The sequence below is a fragment of the Haloferax marisrubri genome (genome assembly GCF_001469875.2).
In the GTDB taxonomy this organism is placed as follows: Archaea; Halobacteriota; Halobacteria; order Halobacteriales; family Haloferacaceae; genus Haloferax; species Haloferax marisrubri.
In genome coordinates this window covers 351,467-366,849 of record NZ_LOPW02000010.1, presented here as the reverse complement: position 1 = coordinate 366,849, position 15,383 = coordinate 351,467, and the positions used below count along the sequence as shown (strand labels likewise).

11 protein-coding genes and 1 pseudogene are annotated in these 15,383 nt (G+C 47.5%); 6 read left to right on the top strand and 6 right to left on the bottom strand.

Going from position 1 to position 15,383, the window contains the following annotated elements; all coding sequences use genetic code 11:
* Positions 1–217 precede the first annotated feature (217 nt).
* Positions 218–1,366 (bottom strand): glycosyltransferase family 4 protein, encoded by a 1,149-nt coding sequence (locus AUR65_RS08970; RefSeq protein WP_058566506.1) that lies wholly within the window; start codon positions 1,364–1,366, stop codon positions 218–220.
* Between the two features lie 108 nt (positions 1,367–1,474).
* Here AUR65_RS08970 and AUR65_RS08965 point away from each other — a divergent pair, with 108 nt between their 5' ends.
* On the top strand, positions 1,475–2,731 hold the full coding sequence (locus tag AUR65_RS08965; RefSeq protein WP_058566505.1) for a sulfatase: 1,257 nt from the start codon (positions 1,475–1,477) through the stop codon (positions 2,729–2,731).
* A 17-nt stretch (positions 2,732–2,748) separates the two neighbouring features.
* Entirely contained in the window at positions 2,749–3,864 is a 1,116-nt protein-coding gene (locus AUR65_RS08960; RefSeq protein ID WP_058566631.1) for a glycosyltransferase family 4 protein, read from the top strand.
* Positions 3,865–3,885: 21 nt separating this feature from the next.
* Here AUR65_RS08960 and AUR65_RS08955 read toward each other — a convergent pair whose 3' ends face one another.
* The 4 genes and pseudogenes from AUR65_RS08955 to AUR65_RS08945 all read right to left on the bottom strand — a co-directional run bounded on the left by AUR65_RS08955 (position 3,886) and on the right by AUR65_RS08945 (position 8,098).
* Positions 3,886–5,484: an alkaline phosphatase family protein gene (locus tag AUR65_RS08955; protein ID WP_084816403.1), complete on the bottom strand. Its 1,599-nt coding sequence runs from the start codon at positions 5,482–5,484 to the stop codon at positions 3,886–3,888.
* 90 nt (positions 5,485–5,574) lie between these two features.
* On the bottom strand, positions 5,575–6,834 hold the full coding sequence (locus tag AUR65_RS08950) for a glycosyltransferase family 87 protein (RefSeq protein WP_084816402.1): 1,260 nt from the start codon (positions 6,832–6,834) through the stop codon (positions 5,575–5,577).
* Positions 6,835–6,839: 5 nt separating this feature from the next.
* Positions 6,840–7,031: a hypothetical protein gene (locus tag AUR65_RS19945; RefSeq protein ID WP_199180580.1), complete on the bottom strand. Its 192-nt coding sequence runs from the start codon at positions 7,029–7,031 to the stop codon at positions 6,840–6,842.
* 80 nt (positions 7,032–7,111) lie between these two features.
* Positions 7,112–8,098: pseudogene (locus AUR65_RS08945) on the bottom strand (IS630 family transposase).
* Positions 8,099–8,245: 147 nt separating this feature from the next.
* Between AUR65_RS08945 and AUR65_RS08940 the strand changes: the two are divergent.
* Positions 8,246–9,709: a sulfatase gene (locus tag AUR65_RS08940; protein WP_158250827.1), complete on the top strand. Its 1,464-nt coding sequence runs from the start codon at positions 8,246–8,248 to the stop codon at positions 9,707–9,709.
* A gap of 13 nt (positions 9,710–9,722) precedes the next feature.
* Here the strand turns inward: AUR65_RS08940 and AUR65_RS08935 are convergent, their stop codons facing one another.
* Positions 9,723–10,661, bottom strand: a complete 939-nt coding sequence (locus AUR65_RS08935) for a glycosyltransferase family 2 protein (RefSeq protein ID WP_084816400.1) — start codon at positions 10,659–10,661, stop codon at positions 9,723–9,725.
* Positions 10,662–10,780: 119 nt separating this feature from the next.
* On the opposite strand from AUR65_RS08935, the gene AUR65_RS08930 reads away from it, so the two are divergent.
* From AUR65_RS08930 to AUR65_RS08925, 3 genes are all read left to right on the top strand, one after another.
* Positions 10,781–12,244 carry a lipopolysaccharide biosynthesis protein gene (locus tag AUR65_RS08930; RefSeq protein WP_058566503.1) on the top strand — a complete coding sequence of 488 codons (1,464 nt, stop codon included), beginning with the start codon at positions 10,781–10,783 and terminating at the stop codon, positions 12,242–12,244.
* Positions 12,245–12,378: 134 nt separating this feature from the next.
* Complete coding sequence (locus tag AUR65_RS19470; RefSeq protein WP_146047394.1) at positions 12,379–14,184, top strand: hypothetical protein; 1,806 nt, start codon at positions 12,379–12,381, stop codon at positions 14,182–14,184.
* 120 nt (positions 14,185–14,304) lie between these two features.
* Entirely contained in the window at positions 14,305–15,381 is a 1,077-nt protein-coding gene (locus tag AUR65_RS08925; RefSeq protein WP_146047393.1) for a glycosyltransferase, read from the top strand.
* Positions 15,382–15,383 lie beyond the last annotated feature (2 nt).

Here is a 15,383-nt window from a genome sequence, read left to right as displayed (position 1 = left end):
GATTGATGCTTCCGGTAGATGTCTCTCGGCTATTCCAAGCAAGTGCTACACAGCACCGAAACAGAAAGGGCCAGAGATATCAAGACGATTGCACCAGCGAGATGAACGAGTGGAAAGTGTCGGGAGGGTATTGTTTCGAGTGTATCCACAGACGACTCGCCGATTTTGATCGGCATAACACGAATTGTGTTGGGTTGATGTTTACTTCTCAAGTTGGTTACTGCCGACCGCCAACAGCACGCTTGTACACCTTCTCCGCCTGATCGGCAACGCTGTCCCAATCATATTCTTCAGCACGTTTCTTAGGTTCAGTAGGTGGTCTATCTCCAGCAAGTGCTCGGGCTAATGAGTCTGCGACTGAGTCGACAGTCGGCTCAGCGAGATAGCCCGCATCGCCGATGACCTCACTCGCTGCAGACTCGGGGTGTTGAACGCCGATGACGGTACAGTCGGCAGCCATCGCTTCGGCGTAGGTGATGCCGAATCCTTCTCTCGTACTGGGTGAGGCGAATACGTCCGCGGCGCGCATCTGTCCCAACACGTCCTCGTACTCGTCGAGGAAGCCCAGCATGCTCACGCGGTCGGCGTGGTCCAACTCACTCGCCTGTTGTTCGAGACGGTCGGCCTCTGGGCCGTCGCCGACGACACCCAGCGTCACGTCGTCGTACTCGTCGGCCACGCGGTCGAAGGCATCGAGGAGGATGGAGACGTTTTTGTCGGCGATGAGTCGGCCAGCAAACAGCACGTCGAACGAGTCGCCGTCATCGGGGAGTGGCGCGGTTCGAATCTGATCGACGTCGATGCCGTTCGGGACGACCTCGATCGTGTCTCTGTCCCGGCCAATATCGGCGAGGCGGTCGGCGGTAATACCAGAGACGGCGATTGGATATTGTGGTACGCGGACGGTGAGATGTTCGGTGAACTTGCCGAACGGGGCGAGTACGCCGAGATAGTCGTCCCAGTAGTCGCCCCACACCTCGTGCCAGGTCGTGACGACGGGCACGTCGGTCCCGAGGGCGGCGAGCTTCGAGGAGAGGACAGGGAAGTACGGAAAGACGGAGGCGACGACGAGGTCGTGGTTTTCCTTGTGGAGTCGTTTGGCGAGTGGGTAGGTGAGACGGGCGGCGAAGTCGAGCGCTTCGGTGATCGAGCGGCGGTCGTCGGTGTAGAGTTCTGTCTCGGGGGCGACTGCACGGAGGGTAACGCCCTCGTGGGTGGTTTCTTTCGGGCCGTCCCAGAAGTGGCGGCCGTAGATGGTTACGTCGTGGCCTCGCTGTGAGAGTCGGGTGGCGATTTCGTGAATACGCTTTTCTGCGCCACCAGTCACGAACGGAAATATCACATTACTGACAAACGCCACATCCATTATTCGTGTCATCTTCACCCCGGGTAAATGCCCTTTCGGTTGGGGCACTCAGGACGAAGTTGAATATAGCGCTAGTAATATAACGCTGGTTCAACATCTACGCAGTAGATGACTACTGACTGGGACAATATCATCCTCCTGTCAGCCGACGCCCTTCGGGCCGACCATCTCTCGTGTCACGGCTACCATCGAGAGACTTCCCCGGTGTTGGATGACCTTGCGTCCGACTCGCTTCACTTTACGAATGCCTACAGCGCGAGTTCACACACGCGTGAGGCGGTTCCAGCATTGTTAACTGGCGAGTATCCGGATACCGCTATTGACGCGAAGTACCGACTCGCAACCGATACCGTCGCCAAAACGCTCTCTGAGGAGGGCTTCGCGACGGCTGGCTTCCACTCGAATCCGTTCGTCTCTCGTGCCTACGCCTTCGACCAAGGATTCGACACATTCGACGACGACCTCCACTTCGGGAAGCACAAGGTCATCGCGCTGGCACAGCGGGCGCTCGACAAGCTTCGAAATCGCCACTATGCCCGCGCCGAAGAGATCAACGAACGCTCGTTAGAGTGGTTGGACTCGCTCGACGATGACGAGCCGTTCTTCCTCTGGAACCACTACATGGACACCCACGGCCCGTATGAGCCGCCGGGTGAATACGCGACGCTCTACACCGACGAGACGGTCTCCGGGCGGAACGCTCAGTCGCTGTATCAGCGGGCCATCAAAGACCCCGATTCGATTACCGACGACGAGCGGCAGTTATTGATCGACCTGTACGACGCTGAGATTCGCTACAACGACAAACGAATCGGCGAGTTCCTCGCTGCACTTCGTGAGCGTGGGCTGTTGGAGAACTCGTTGGTGGTCTTTACTGCCGACCACGGCGACGCCTTCGGTGAACACGGCTACTACGAACATCCGCGATACCTCCATGACGAGATTACGCACGTGCCGCTGATCGTTCGGCCACCGAACGATGACAGTGGGGTTGTGGAAACGCCTGTAAGCACGCTAGATATCGTGTCGACGATCGAATCTGCGTTCGGTGGCGAGTCGGAGTTCTCGCTTGTTGACCCTGTTGCGGATGCAGACCGGCGCGTGTTCTCCCAGGCACGCGGCGAGAAAGAGGACAGTCACCTTCGGCGGTACGCGGTTCGAACGGCTGAGGACGTGTGTCTCTGTGAACGGGACCGAGAGTCTGGCGAAATCGAGTTCACTGACTCGAGTGGCTCGGAGCTTCAATTGGAACTCCGTGAGCACGTTGAGGCCCGGGTCGCTGTTGAGAATGGTGAGTCGGTGGGTGACGATGAGGACGTCGACGAGGAGATCGAGCGGCGACTGGAAGCGTTGGGGTACAAATAGTGTCGCTTCGCATCGCGATGGTCCAAGACGATTGGTGGCCACGGACTGGCGGTGGCCCGGTTCACGTGAAAGAACTCGCGGTTGCACTTGCCGAACAGCACGGCCACGAGATAGATATCTACACGCGGGCTCTCAATCAAGACGGCGAGAGTCACACGGCTCCTGAAACGTTTGCAGGAGGAAAAGTACGTCTTCACCGACTGAAGCCAACGACGAAGTACTGGAACCCTCTCGGTCGAGTTGCGTCGCTCTTCACGCCAGTTCCGCATCTACTGACAGAAGATTTTGACATTGTCCACGGACATACGTTCCTTCCCGCAGTCCCAACGCGAACAGCAGGGCTCCTCTCGAACGCTGCGACCGTGTTTACCGTGCATGGGACTGCACTCACCTCCGGTGTCGGTCATGACGAATCGGCACTCGCAAGTGTGAAACGCCGACTTGAGAAGCAGTTTATTCTCGGGTTCGACTACGACCACGTCATCTCGGTCAATACAGAACATCTCGATCTTCTCGAAGGACATCACTCCCAATTTTCGTGTGTTCCAAATGGCGTCGATATCGACCGATTCGACGTGGAGGTTGAGGACCGCGACGAGATTCTTTTCCTTGGACGACTTGCACCGAAGAAGCGAGTGAGTGACCTCATCAAGGCATTCAGCAAGGTCGCAAACGAGTACCCCGATACCGACCTCGTAATTGTCGGCACCGGACCGAAAAGTGACGAACTCCAAGCACAATCAAGTCGCCTTGGTCTTAACGACCGGGTTCGGTTCGAGGGCCGAGTCTCTAACGAGGCGATTCCATGCCATTATCGCCGTGCCAGACTTTTCGTACTCCCGTCTGTGTGGGAGGGCCACCCATTGACGCTTCTCGAAGCGTGGGCTGCTGAAGCCCCGGTCATCACGAGCGAAGTCGAAGGAATCGCGGAGTTCGTTGACCACAAGGAGACTGGTTATCTTGTTCCACCGAAGTCCCCAGACCAACTAGCCGATGCCCTTCGCTATGGGCTGGACAATCGCGAGGAAACTGAGCGCTGGGCAGCGAACGCCTACGATCTCGTTACTGCCGAGTACTCGTGGGACGGTGTTGCAGAACAGACGAACGAAATCTACGAACGAATTACTGAATAGCCGTCTCAGCGACCCTGTTCGTTACTCCATGTAGCCGAGGTCAGCAAGGCGGTCTTCGACGCTCTGTGTATCGGTGTCTGCCCCTGTACCAACGTAGCCATCGGCGAGGATATCCCAGTCCTCGCGTTCAAGTTCGTCGTCGGTTTCGAGGAGGTTCCGCCCATCCGTCTGCGAGTCGATTGGTATTCCAAGTGCGGCAGCAACCGTCGGCGCGATATCGTATATTTTCGCCCCATCGTCGGTGTTCAGCGAGCGATTCGACAACAGAATCCCCTCCGGCTTATGATTCTTATGTGGATATCGACGGAACGTATCCAGAATCGATCCACTCACGTCGTATCGGTAGTCTCTGGGCGTCAGGACGATATCGGGTGCGTCGTCGAGATGTTGCCCCTCGTATACCTCTTCACGGGGTTCCACGTCGTCAAAGACCAACTCTCCATCCGGGTCACGAACCTCCTTCAGCTCTGCAATAAGTTCTGAACGAACTGCGTCGTACTCCTGTTCTGGGATGACGCCACTCGGGTCGCGACCCTGGACGTTAAGATGAACACCGAGACTGTTGAAGTAAAGTTGGAACGCCTGCGAGTTCTCGTGGTCAACGACCTGGTTCTGCGCGGCGACGAGCGCTTCGGTGGGAAGAAGTCGTTCGACGTAGCCGGCTGCACCAATCGTGGAGAGACCGCTATGGATTCGCTGCGGTGAGAGGCCAACTTTTGACAGCGAGGACGCCATCGTCTTTACTGTTGTCGCGAGTGGGCTTGCCTCGTCTTTCTCGTCACTCTTTCCTTTGAGTTCGTCTTTCTGCTGGCGGAAGTACTGTGATTCGCCTTCGGTCACTTCGCAGTAGCCGTGTTTGGCGAGCCAGGAGTTGATGTAGAACGTCCAGTCGTAATCGCCCATCCCATGGTCCGAGGCGATGATGACCGTCGAATCTTCACCACCGAGATCGATAATATCCCCGACGAACTCGTCGACTTTCTCGAGGACCTGTCGAATCTCGTCTCGGTCGTCGAGGTCGTGAAAGATTGAATCTGTAACCTGGAACTGGACGGCCATCAGGTCCCAGTCGTACTTGCTATCGAGGAACTCTGCCATATCGCGGCGGCAACGAGCGACATCGACGTACTCTCGTACAGCGTCGTCGTCCGTGCCGTACTCGGGATAGATGACGTAGTCGCCATACTCGGCTTCATATTCCTCGCGGAGCCCCTTCGGGTGGAATTCGGTGTCCTCCTGTGCGAGATAACCAGGGACGACAGCACCGTGTTCAAGTTCGGAGACGGGATGCGTGACGGGATAGTTGACCGCGAGCGAAGTAAGTCCGTGTGCGTCGGCCGCTTCGAAGAGATATGGAGAGTCTACGTCTGAGCGTTCGATGAGCCGTTTATTGTAACCGTCGCGAGTGAAGAAGTCGAAGACACCGTGTTTGCCTGGGTTTCGGCCGCTTAGAAGAGAGGGCCAGGCACAGGGGGTCCACGGGGGTTGGGTACTGAGTAAACCACACATTTCATCAAGGCTATTTAGGTTTTCTAGAGATCCACTACGTAGAATTTTGGAAACCTCTTCCTGACCAACCCCATCTAAGCCAATCAAAATAACCTTATTGAGATCACTCATCTGTGGGTGTTATGTATTGTGCAGGTACTGTAATATTGTTTACCATCGAATGATTCGACAGGGGGTTAGAATTTGAATAATGAAATTGGCTCATCGGTGTGTGGTATGACAGTAGTGGACTGCTCCGAATTGAATTAAAATAACACCAAGTAGTGGGAGTGTTGATATTGACATAACTGTGTAAATTGTTTCAATTATGGGATTAGAAACTAGTGCGGGGAGAGGAAGTAGTTCAATAACTACTGCAAAGTCATCTGCTGTGAAGATGCTCACAGTAAGGCAGGTTCCAATCGCCAGGCAAATTCTTGTGACTATCTTTTCAACTAAGAATAGTGCACTAACCAGAGGAAAAGTCGCGTAAATCATGTAATAGAAATAACTCGGCGTAACTACCAGCATTGCAATTGTTATCGTAAGCATCCCAAGTACTCGAGTCTGAATTGTTGATTCAATCGAGTCCACATGAAATACATAGGTGACGATTGGTACTACCAGTAAGATTGCAAGGATCGTGAGAACGGTATTATCTACCCAGGGAAGCAACACACCAATTGGTTGTTTGATAGTCAATATTGCACTTTCTGGTGAAATACCTCCAACAAGAGCGTCGCTATTCCGCCGAACTAGCAATATCTCGAAGATGTACTTTTCAGTTGACTCGATTCCAAATATAACTGCGCCGAATGCTAGACCACCGACACCAACCAAGATCGAGACAACGACCGATTTATACTTTCTACGATGGAGTTGCCAAACTCCTAATAGTGCTGGAATTGCTTTGAATAGTGCTGCAGTCGCAAGGGCCACCCCCCCTTTCACTTGCTTATCGCGCTCTATTGCTACGAAACCGACTGCAATTATTAATGCTAAATGCGTATTTATCTGTGCTTGCATGTATGCGGGGATACTCAGGCTTGATGCAAGGAAAAACACAAATATTACCGATTTATCGGTGGAAGACAGGTTTCGGCCGTGATCACTAATAAATTCGATTGTGATCCAACCCAAACCTATTGCTGCTAATATGGCAGTAGTCGCCTGAATCCCGAACGCAATTAAAAACGATACAAAGGCATATGGCAAAAATATCACAAGTGTGATCGGCGAATACATATACCCAGGGAAGTACCCGTATATCCGCCCATCTTCAATGAAACCATTTGCTGCAAGCCAGTAAGCTCGCGCAGCATGGCCGTCACCACCTTCACTAAAGAATAGAAGAAACAAGAATGACAAAACCCCTAAGCAAATCCCGAATATTAGTGGAATGCGTTCAAAGATCCATTTTCCGAACTTGTCCTCGGAATCTTGACTAATGTAATCAATAAATTCTTTGTACTTACTACCCATCTATTCTATCCCTTATTGATATTGATGTCCACTTTCCAAGTCAAAAGTGTTTCTGATAAATGATTTATCACCATACCGCCGGCAATGGCAATTACGTTAGTTGCTTGAATATTAAATCTTGAGAGGGGAATCGACATTAAAATACTTGTCAGGATATTTAAATCCATATGCACAACAGTTATTCTAACGGCTTGCACAATATGAGACTTCAAGCAGCGTGAAATGAACGCTGTGGGTTCACCTCTCTTTCCTCGGAGGGCACTATCGATAGTGGACACTAGAAGTAATTACTCACTTTAGGAACAGAGAGTTTGTCGAGAGCGATGTCGATCGCTGTTGTTAGCTCATCGAGCGAGTCAAAGAAGCGGTTGCTAACAGCCTTTTGCAGCGGTCTCCAGCATTCTTCGACCGGATTCAACTCCGGTGAATACGAAGGTAGCGTCACGAATGCGAGGTCGTCACGGGCCGCCAGGTCCGTGACGGCCGACGCCTGGAAATACGGCGCTCCGTCCAGCACCACGAGCAAGTCATCTTCAAATTCGTTACATAGTGCTAAAATGAAATGTTTTGCGTGTTCAGCGGTGACGTACTCTTCGAATCGTGAGAAGAAGCGATCACCGTCCTCGGTGATCGCGCCCAGCAGACACGTCCAGTCGCGTTGACCAGAGAGTTTGACCGAGGGCCGCGTGCCGCGTGGTTTCCGCGCGGCACGCGGCTCGACTTGCACGGATTTCTTGGATTGGTCAATACAGACTACGGTGGCGTCCATCTCCCGCCGCTTTTTTGAGTTCTTCGTAGAACGCTTCTTGCTCGGTTTCATCAGCTTCGGCGGCTTTCCGGCGTGGTTTCTGATAGCTCAATCCCGCTTCTTTCAGCAACCGCCGACAACTCAGGATTGAATACTCGACGTCGTATGTTTCCTCGAGAAAGTCTTGGGCAAGCGCCGGCGCGTCGAGCCCGACTTCTTCAGGAGGTTCGTGGACGGTCTCTTGAAATCCTTTTTGCTGTGTTTCTGAAAGTTTTCGCTTCCTTCCAGTTCGTTTATCATCAGAAACGGCTGGCTCAAGCGACTCGACACCGACGAGTCGCTTGAGCCAGCTGTAGATCGTCCAGCGCTGAACGTTGTACCACTAGGCTAGCTCGGTCTGCGTGACACCGTTCTTGTACGCGATAGCTGCTAGAGCCGTTGTGTCGGCTTCTTTCCGTCCACGTTGTCGAGGGCGTCGTGCAATTCCTCGACGGTGATCTCGTCGAGATGCTTCACTATCTCTTGCAACAGTCTCTGTGCAAAAATTCTAACGGTTACTATAGACAGTGCCATCTTGAACATTTTGATGACACCTACGAACCGTCTGATACCGTTCTTCGTCATGGCCAATCGTTATGTGATTTGGAGACTTGCAAATTATCAATGTCACAGCCAAACATCATCCTTCTCGTCATGGATACTGCCCGTGCATCAACTGTTTCAAAAATGTTGTCAGATGGGCATTTGCCGAATATCAAAAAAATCGCCCGTGAAGGTTCAAAATTCGACAAATGTTTAACTACTGGCCCATGGACTTTACCCTCACATGCATCTATGTTTACGGGAGAATATACATCCGATCATAATTCACATGCGGGGAATAAAAACTTCTCTCCAGATGGAACAGTTCTCGCCGAGTATGCACGTAAGAAAGGGTATCAAACAATCGCCTATTCAAACAACACTTGGGTGAGCCCTGAATTCGGGTTTGATACTGGATTTGATGAGTTCCTCGTTCGTTGGGAAGTCTCAAACGACAGTATCGATCTCTCATCTATTGAAAAAGCAGACTCCAATCGGGAACGATTAAAGCTTCTAGTAGAGAAGGTAAAGGAAGATCCAAAGAATTCCATTTTGAATTTTTTCTATGCATTATATCTGAATTTTTACCATCAAAATGATTCCGGTGCGAAACGTACGAATGAGCGGTTAGCAAATTACCTTGATAGTGACGATTTTTCGTCTCCATTTTTCTTATTTGTGAATTATGTTGAGCCACATCTTCCCTATGATCCTCCCAGTAAATTCAAACACAGGTTCGGTGTAGAATCAGGTTCCGAAGAGGTGAATCAAGACCCCTGGCGATATCTGTCCGGAGATGTTGAAATGCAAGATTCTGAGTTTAAAACTCTTGAATCTCTGTACAAGGCCGAGCTAGCTTATCTTGACGAACGTCTCGGAGAACTCTTTGATCATTTGCGATCGGTCGGCGAATACGAGGACTCTGTTATTATTATTACTGGAGATCATGGAGAAAACATCGGTGATTATGGCTTCATGGATCACCAATTCTGTTTATATGATTCTCTAATCAATGTCCCGCTCATATGTCGACACCCCGATTACTTTCCTCAAAATATGAGCTTTGATGGGTTGGTTGAACTCCGTGACATATTTCCCACCATCTTAGAACTTCTTGAGGTTGATATCGAATCGACTCCTGACCATACATCGTCAAACAGCTTGTTATTCCCAGATGAAACAAGTTATTCTCGGGACTATGTTATTGCAGAATACCTTGAACCGCAACCCTCCCAAGAAGCACTATCAGAGTATACGGTGTCAACGGATAATGATCTATCCCAATATGATCGTGCCCTTCGATGTATACGCACAGAATCGTGGAAATATCTTGAAGGGTCCGACGGGACAGAGTCATTATTTGACCTAACCAAACCAAATGGCGAAAGTGTTGATGTTTCCAAAGATAATTCCGATGTTATCTCTGAACTCAGAAATAAGATTAAATCTAAGCAGGGACCTCTTGTCAGGAATCCCGGAGATGATAATCAAGAGATGAGAGAGGACACAAAACAAAGATTAGAGGACTTGGGATACCTACAATGAAAATTATCTCAGGCTAGCGGATTGGTTCTTCAACTTTCTTTGGGATCTTCTTACCAACTCCGACGAGTATCCCTACCGCCTTTGTCCAATGAAAGTACAGTCTATTTGTAAATAATGGTGCCAGAACTTCTAATAAAAGGACACCAACCATTGCCCATAAGAATAGTGGCCAATGTCGAGTAGTCCCATATTTCTTGAAATACCTCACTCGGTTTTGCCCATGTTTGACTCCAATTTCATATCCAGAATCTTGTTTCGGGGGATCATAATGACGTACCGGGAGATCTGGATCAATTATGCAATATTTTCCTTCTTTTGATAGTTCCCATCCGACTGCTATGTCTTCTAGTGCTTCACGTCCTCCGTTATATTGTGGAAAGAGGTGGTCAATAATCACGTCTCGTCGATACGCAAAGTTGTATCCTGGCATCCAATCTGCTTTTGTTGGCCTGTCAATCCCAACGGAGCGTGATTGTATTCCAACTTTATTGATTTTCCAGCCACCCTCTTCAAGCAAGAGTAGCTTTCTGATTATTCTCTCTTTTTCTGAGACTTCTCTCAACCGGTCATCAAACCCAGCTACCCCGACGAAATTTGGGTCTTCAACTTCACGAAACCAACTCTGAACTCTCTGGAGATAATCTGTTCCGATCTCTGCATCGTCATCCAACGTGAGGACAATTTCTCCACTTGCTGCTCGAATACCTGTGTTGCGAGCAACTGAAAGACCGGGTGGACCCTCTGAGTCTGTGACTATAAGATTTGTTTCGTTTGGCAGCTCTCGGTTAAACGAATCGATTAATTCTGACTCAATGTTACCGTCGTCAACTATAATCACTTCCCCCGGAGATGTTGTTTGATTACTGATGGAATCGATACACCGTTTCAGATCCGTTTCCCGGTCTTTTGTTGCGATAATTATCGAGATACGTTCGGTATTAGAATCTGCCATGATTACTGAATCATCGACGAATACTCTTAATGTTATTTCTACTAATCAGTTTCGTAGATGTAGTGCTTTCAATATCCGTCCTATTTATATGACATGACTCCCTGACATCATCGTACTGTATGTCTTCGCGAATTGTTCGAGGATTTTTGTCTATTGTGAGTGCACGGATCGGCGCAATAATAGTCACGATGATTGTCACTCCAATATTAGTCAGAATTTTAGGGAGCTCTCAGTACGGTGAGTATGCAGTAATTGTCTCATCACTAGGATTGATAAATATTATTCTTGATGGAGGTCTGTTTGATGGGCTTAGAAAATTCATTGCTGAACGACCAGACTCTACTAGATGGAGAAACGAGATTTTTGGTTTTTATTTTAGATTTGGTATGGGTCTCACAATCACCGGAGTGATTGTTATCCTAATTGGAACCACGATAGGAATTCCTTCAAGAGTTTTTGGTGATGAGTTCACTTCGTACTTCATCTTCGGGGCTGGCATTCTGATCGGGAGACAGCTTTTTTCTATCTTTCGCAGCACTCTGATGGGCTTTGGACGAGAATCGAAATCTGAACCCTTACGAGTAATATCCCAATTGGTATTTGGTATCTTTGCATATCTCCTTGTGTCGTCTGGGTTTGGGGTTAATGGTGTACTATTGGGCCGAATCATCTCGTTGTCAATAATCTGCCTAATCGGCTTTTATTTTGTCCAAAAGTTTGTCGACCCACTGTCCATATTTTCCAAGCTTTCTGAGGACATATCCCGTGAAAAGCTATTGTCATTTAGTTTCCAGAGTGTAGCTTTTGCTCTGCTCACAGAGTCATTATACCATGTTGACATACTACTATTACAGTCCCTGTCTGGAAGTTCCTCAACTGGTTACTACAAAGCGGCACTAGTTGTTGCTGAATTTCTCTGGTTCGCTCCTGTTTCAATTCAAACTGTGTTCTTACACGCTACATCCCAACTTTGGAACGATGGAAAAGTTGACAAAATAAATTCAATTGCTGGCCGAGTGACTCGCTATACACTACTATTATCATTACTTTTGGCTATTGGGTTAGCCTCATTGTCCCATGAATTTATTACATTATACTATGGACCGTCATTTAGTGAGAGTGTCTCACCACTAATGTTGCTTCTTCCGGGTACTATTGGGTTTGCGGTTGCTAGACCGATATTTGCAATTGGGCAAGGAAAAGGTGAATTAAGACTAATTTTGATAGCAACCGCCGCGGCAGCCATAATTAACGTTGTTCTCAATATACTATTAATCCCAAAGTTTGGAATGAATGGCGCAGCAATCGCTACTAGCATTGGCTATGGATCTATGCTTGCTTTTCACTCAGTTGCAGCTCGTTATCTAGGATTCAATCCGCTCTCTGATCTAAGACTTGGTCGGATCCTCCTGACTTGTGGTGTTTCAGCTCCGATGATTTTTGTCATTCCAAACTACATCGCATCTGACATTCTCTCTTTGCTAATCACGCCTTTGGTTGGTGCTTTGATTTTCATAGGCATGACCATCATATCTGGTGCTGTAAGACCCTCTGAGATTTCAAACATTATTAAAAATATCTAACACCTAGAGTCTCAGAACCAAGACCACCATGTCGGTTTAAATAACTGAATTATATTACTTTCACAACCGGTTGGTCCGAATGTAATACAATAATAGAGATATTATTAAGTTCAATGATGCCACTTCGTATACTAATGGATGAGAGTATACGAGAATCGACTCAAGGTTTCTCCATTAGCTACCTCTCAATTATTGGGTTTGGTTGTGCACTCTTACTCTCTCTCCAGAGTGGCAAACCTGTACTGATATACTTATGTTCAACATTATTCTTGGGTTCATTTCTCGCCCTATCTCTTCAAAATAGTAGATATTCAACTCACCCACATGATAAATTAAACAAGCCACTACTGATCCTCTTGGCATCATCAATTCTGTGTGTTACCATTATAGGTCGTTCAACTGCAGTAGGTGTCCCTTCGATCTACTATGCAACTGTTGTTGTAGCTGTCAGTCTTTTAGGTGCCAAGCTCGTTTTGTCTCCTAAATGGTATGACATCGGAATGATTGTACTATTCGCGACTGCACTACGTAGTTCCTACTACTACTCTTCAGAGGTCATTGGTCGTGATGTTCGACGGCATTACGAATATGCAAAGTATATCGGTGAGTTCGGCCACATCATTCCCGAATCTATTGATTATTACCATTATTACCCGATCAGTCACATATCTGCAGGCGTCACTCAAATTATATCTAACTTACCACCTCGGCCGTCATATTTCATTGGAGTTGGCTTTGGTTGTATAGTTGGGATTATACTCATGGCAATAGTATCTAGAAAAATATTTCGGTCGGTTGGTAGAGAATCAATGAGGATTGGCCTATTCTCAGCACTATATTTGGCAATTGCTCCATTTCATATACGCTGGTCTGTGATCTTGTATGCACAAAGTTTAACCCTGCTATTTTTCCCACTTTGTTTATGGGCCGCATTTAGTGAAGGTCAATCAAAAAAACTAATTGGAATTATTGGGGCTATTTGCTTATCACTAACGCACAATATCCCCGCAGTTATTCTTACTGTGTTCTTATTGATATTTATCATTGGGTCGAGGATTGAAACTTCGATTTTGAATGATCGACCCCTCAAGGTTCGTCATTCAAAGGTTCTATTATCCGCAATCCTGGTGCTGAATTTTTATCTTTGGTACCAAATAGATTATTTGAGACTTCAGGTTTGGCGAATACTGCAGATAGCTACACCAGAGAGTGCCACAACACCGTCAAGTTCAGAAAGTGCAAATCTCTTTCTGACACCATTCTTGCACACCTCGATGGGGTTGCTATTTCTCGGTGCCATTTTCACCAGTATGGGTCTGTATCTAGTCTATAACTATCTCAATGAGGACAAACAAATTTCGTACTCGTATTATCTTGCTTCTAGTATAATTGTAGCCGGGTTGGGAAGTGTTTTAGTTGCAGCGTTTAATACGCGTGCAATTAGATTAGTCCCCTACATTGTCATAGTTGCAGCCCCGATCGTAGGGTTCACACTAGGGAATATTTCACTTGGTAGGTTTAGAAACAAAGTATTGGTCCTTCTTCTCGTATTGCTACTCCCTAGTTTCGTGTATTTCTCTGCTGTAACTGTGTCTCATTCGCCCGGAACTGCACCAACGGAAGAGCGTCCCGGATTGCCAACATCACATCTGTCTACGTCTCAGGTCCAGACAGCTGAGTTTGCACTTGAATATGTTCAACCTAGATCGATTACTGCAGACACGTACACTTGGAGGTGGATGGAAAAACAAAATAGTCTGGAAACCTCCGCAGACCCAAGCCTTCACTCAATTACGTTACTGAACAGTAGTAACACAGTTGACTGCAAGGGATATTACATGTATTATCAAAGTCACTCTCAATTTGGTATTAATATCACACCAGACCAGTCCGTCATTTATGATAACAAATATTCATCAATTGTGACTTGCCCTCTCTAGAAACACAAAATGCGACTTACGCCATAACCGTGTTCAGAGTAGAATGATGAAAATATTATTCTATGGAGGGGGCGATTAAAGAAAATAAAAGATATATGTTTACTGCTTGAATCACAATCTGTGACTGACTCGAAACCCCAACCGCCAGTATTTCTATATCCGGACTATGGTCAAGAGGATGTCTGCAACCATTATGCACACCGTGATTTTGGAAGAGCAATAGATGCTGAGTTCGTTGGAGTTTCTCCTCCTGGCTATATTCCCGGGAGTCATGCAACGATAGTTGGGAAAACACTTAGTTCACTCAATCTGCCAGACATACATAATAGGCCAATAATCTTAGAATATAGTGAAATCCTATATGCCATACCGCACTTAAAGGTGAAGTTCCCAAATTCACCCATTATCCTTCTAGCAAGTCATCATAAATTGTATGGAGGAGATCTACACTTGTCTCCAGGCGGGCTCAAGAAAAAAATTATGAGCACATATAGAAGAATCGAATGTAACTTGGAATCATTTCTTGCAAATTATTGTGACGGAATGATTGCGGTCTCTCAACTTGTGTCAGACTACCTTCGGATTAAGTATCCAAATATGCCCGTATCTCATGTAGCACCACATATTGATGAAAATTTAACTAGTGAACTCTCAAAAACGAGACCTCAGTTGGAAGCTAAAAAAGCAACTTTCGTAGGCTTCGGACGCGATCACAAAGGTGTTGACATTCTCGTCAACAATTGGCCGAAAGTACGGGAGATACACCCGTCTGCGGAGCTGTCTATTGTTGGTCAAAAGCACCCGTCATCCTATGAACAAGTTCCTGGCGTTAAAGTCAAAGGATATGTTGATGACCTAGTCGATGAACTAAACGAAGCATCATTATACGTCCATCCAGCTCGGATCGACCCATTTGCTGTATCCGTTACTGAAGCAATGGCTGCTGGTCTTCCAGCAATTGTGACCGAAACAACAGGGGCAAAAGAAGCAGTAAAGCAAGTGAATTCAGACTTTGTTGTTCAACCAATAGGTGCTAAAATTGTAGAGGAAGTAAATAGATATTTTGAGCTAGAAGTAAATGAGCGCACCACGTTCTCTAACCAGTCACGAACAATAGCTAATTGTTATTCAAAAGAGTCACAGTGTAATGCATTTTTTGATGCGTATAATGAAATAATATCTTGCATATCTGCGTGACA

Coding starts and splice junctions, on each gene's coding strand:
- AUR65_RS08950 (WP_084816402.1), bottom strand. CDS start 6,834: ATGGGTAGTAAGTACAAAGAATTTATTGATTACATTAGTCAAGATTCC.
- AUR65_RS08935 (WP_084816400.1), bottom strand. CDS start 10,661: ATGGCAGATTCTAATACCGAACGTATCTCGATAATTATCGCAACAAAA.
- AUR65_RS08940 (WP_158250827.1), top strand. CDS start 8,246: ATGTCACAGCCAAACATCATCCTTCTCGTCATGGATACTGCCCGTGCA.
- AUR65_RS08970 (WP_058566506.1), bottom strand. CDS start 1,366: ATGGATGTGGCGTTTGTCAGTAATGTGATATTTCCGTTCGTGACTGGT.
- AUR65_RS08965 (WP_058566505.1), top strand. CDS start 1,475: ATGACTACTGACTGGGACAATATCATCCTCCTGTCAGCCGACGCCCTT.
- AUR65_RS08960 (WP_058566631.1), top strand. CDS start 2,749: ATGGTCCAAGACGATTGGTGGCCACGGACTGGCGGTGGCCCGGTTCAC.
- AUR65_RS08955 (WP_084816403.1), bottom strand. CDS start 5,484: ATGAGTGATCTCAATAAGGTTATTTTGATTGGCTTAGATGGGGTTGGT.
- AUR65_RS08930 (WP_058566503.1), top strand. CDS start 10,781: ATGTCTTCGCGAATTGTTCGAGGATTTTTGTCTATTGTGAGTGCACGG.
- AUR65_RS19470 (WP_146047394.1), top strand. CDS start 12,379: ATGGATGAGAGTATACGAGAATCGACTCAAGGTTTCTCCATTAGCTAC.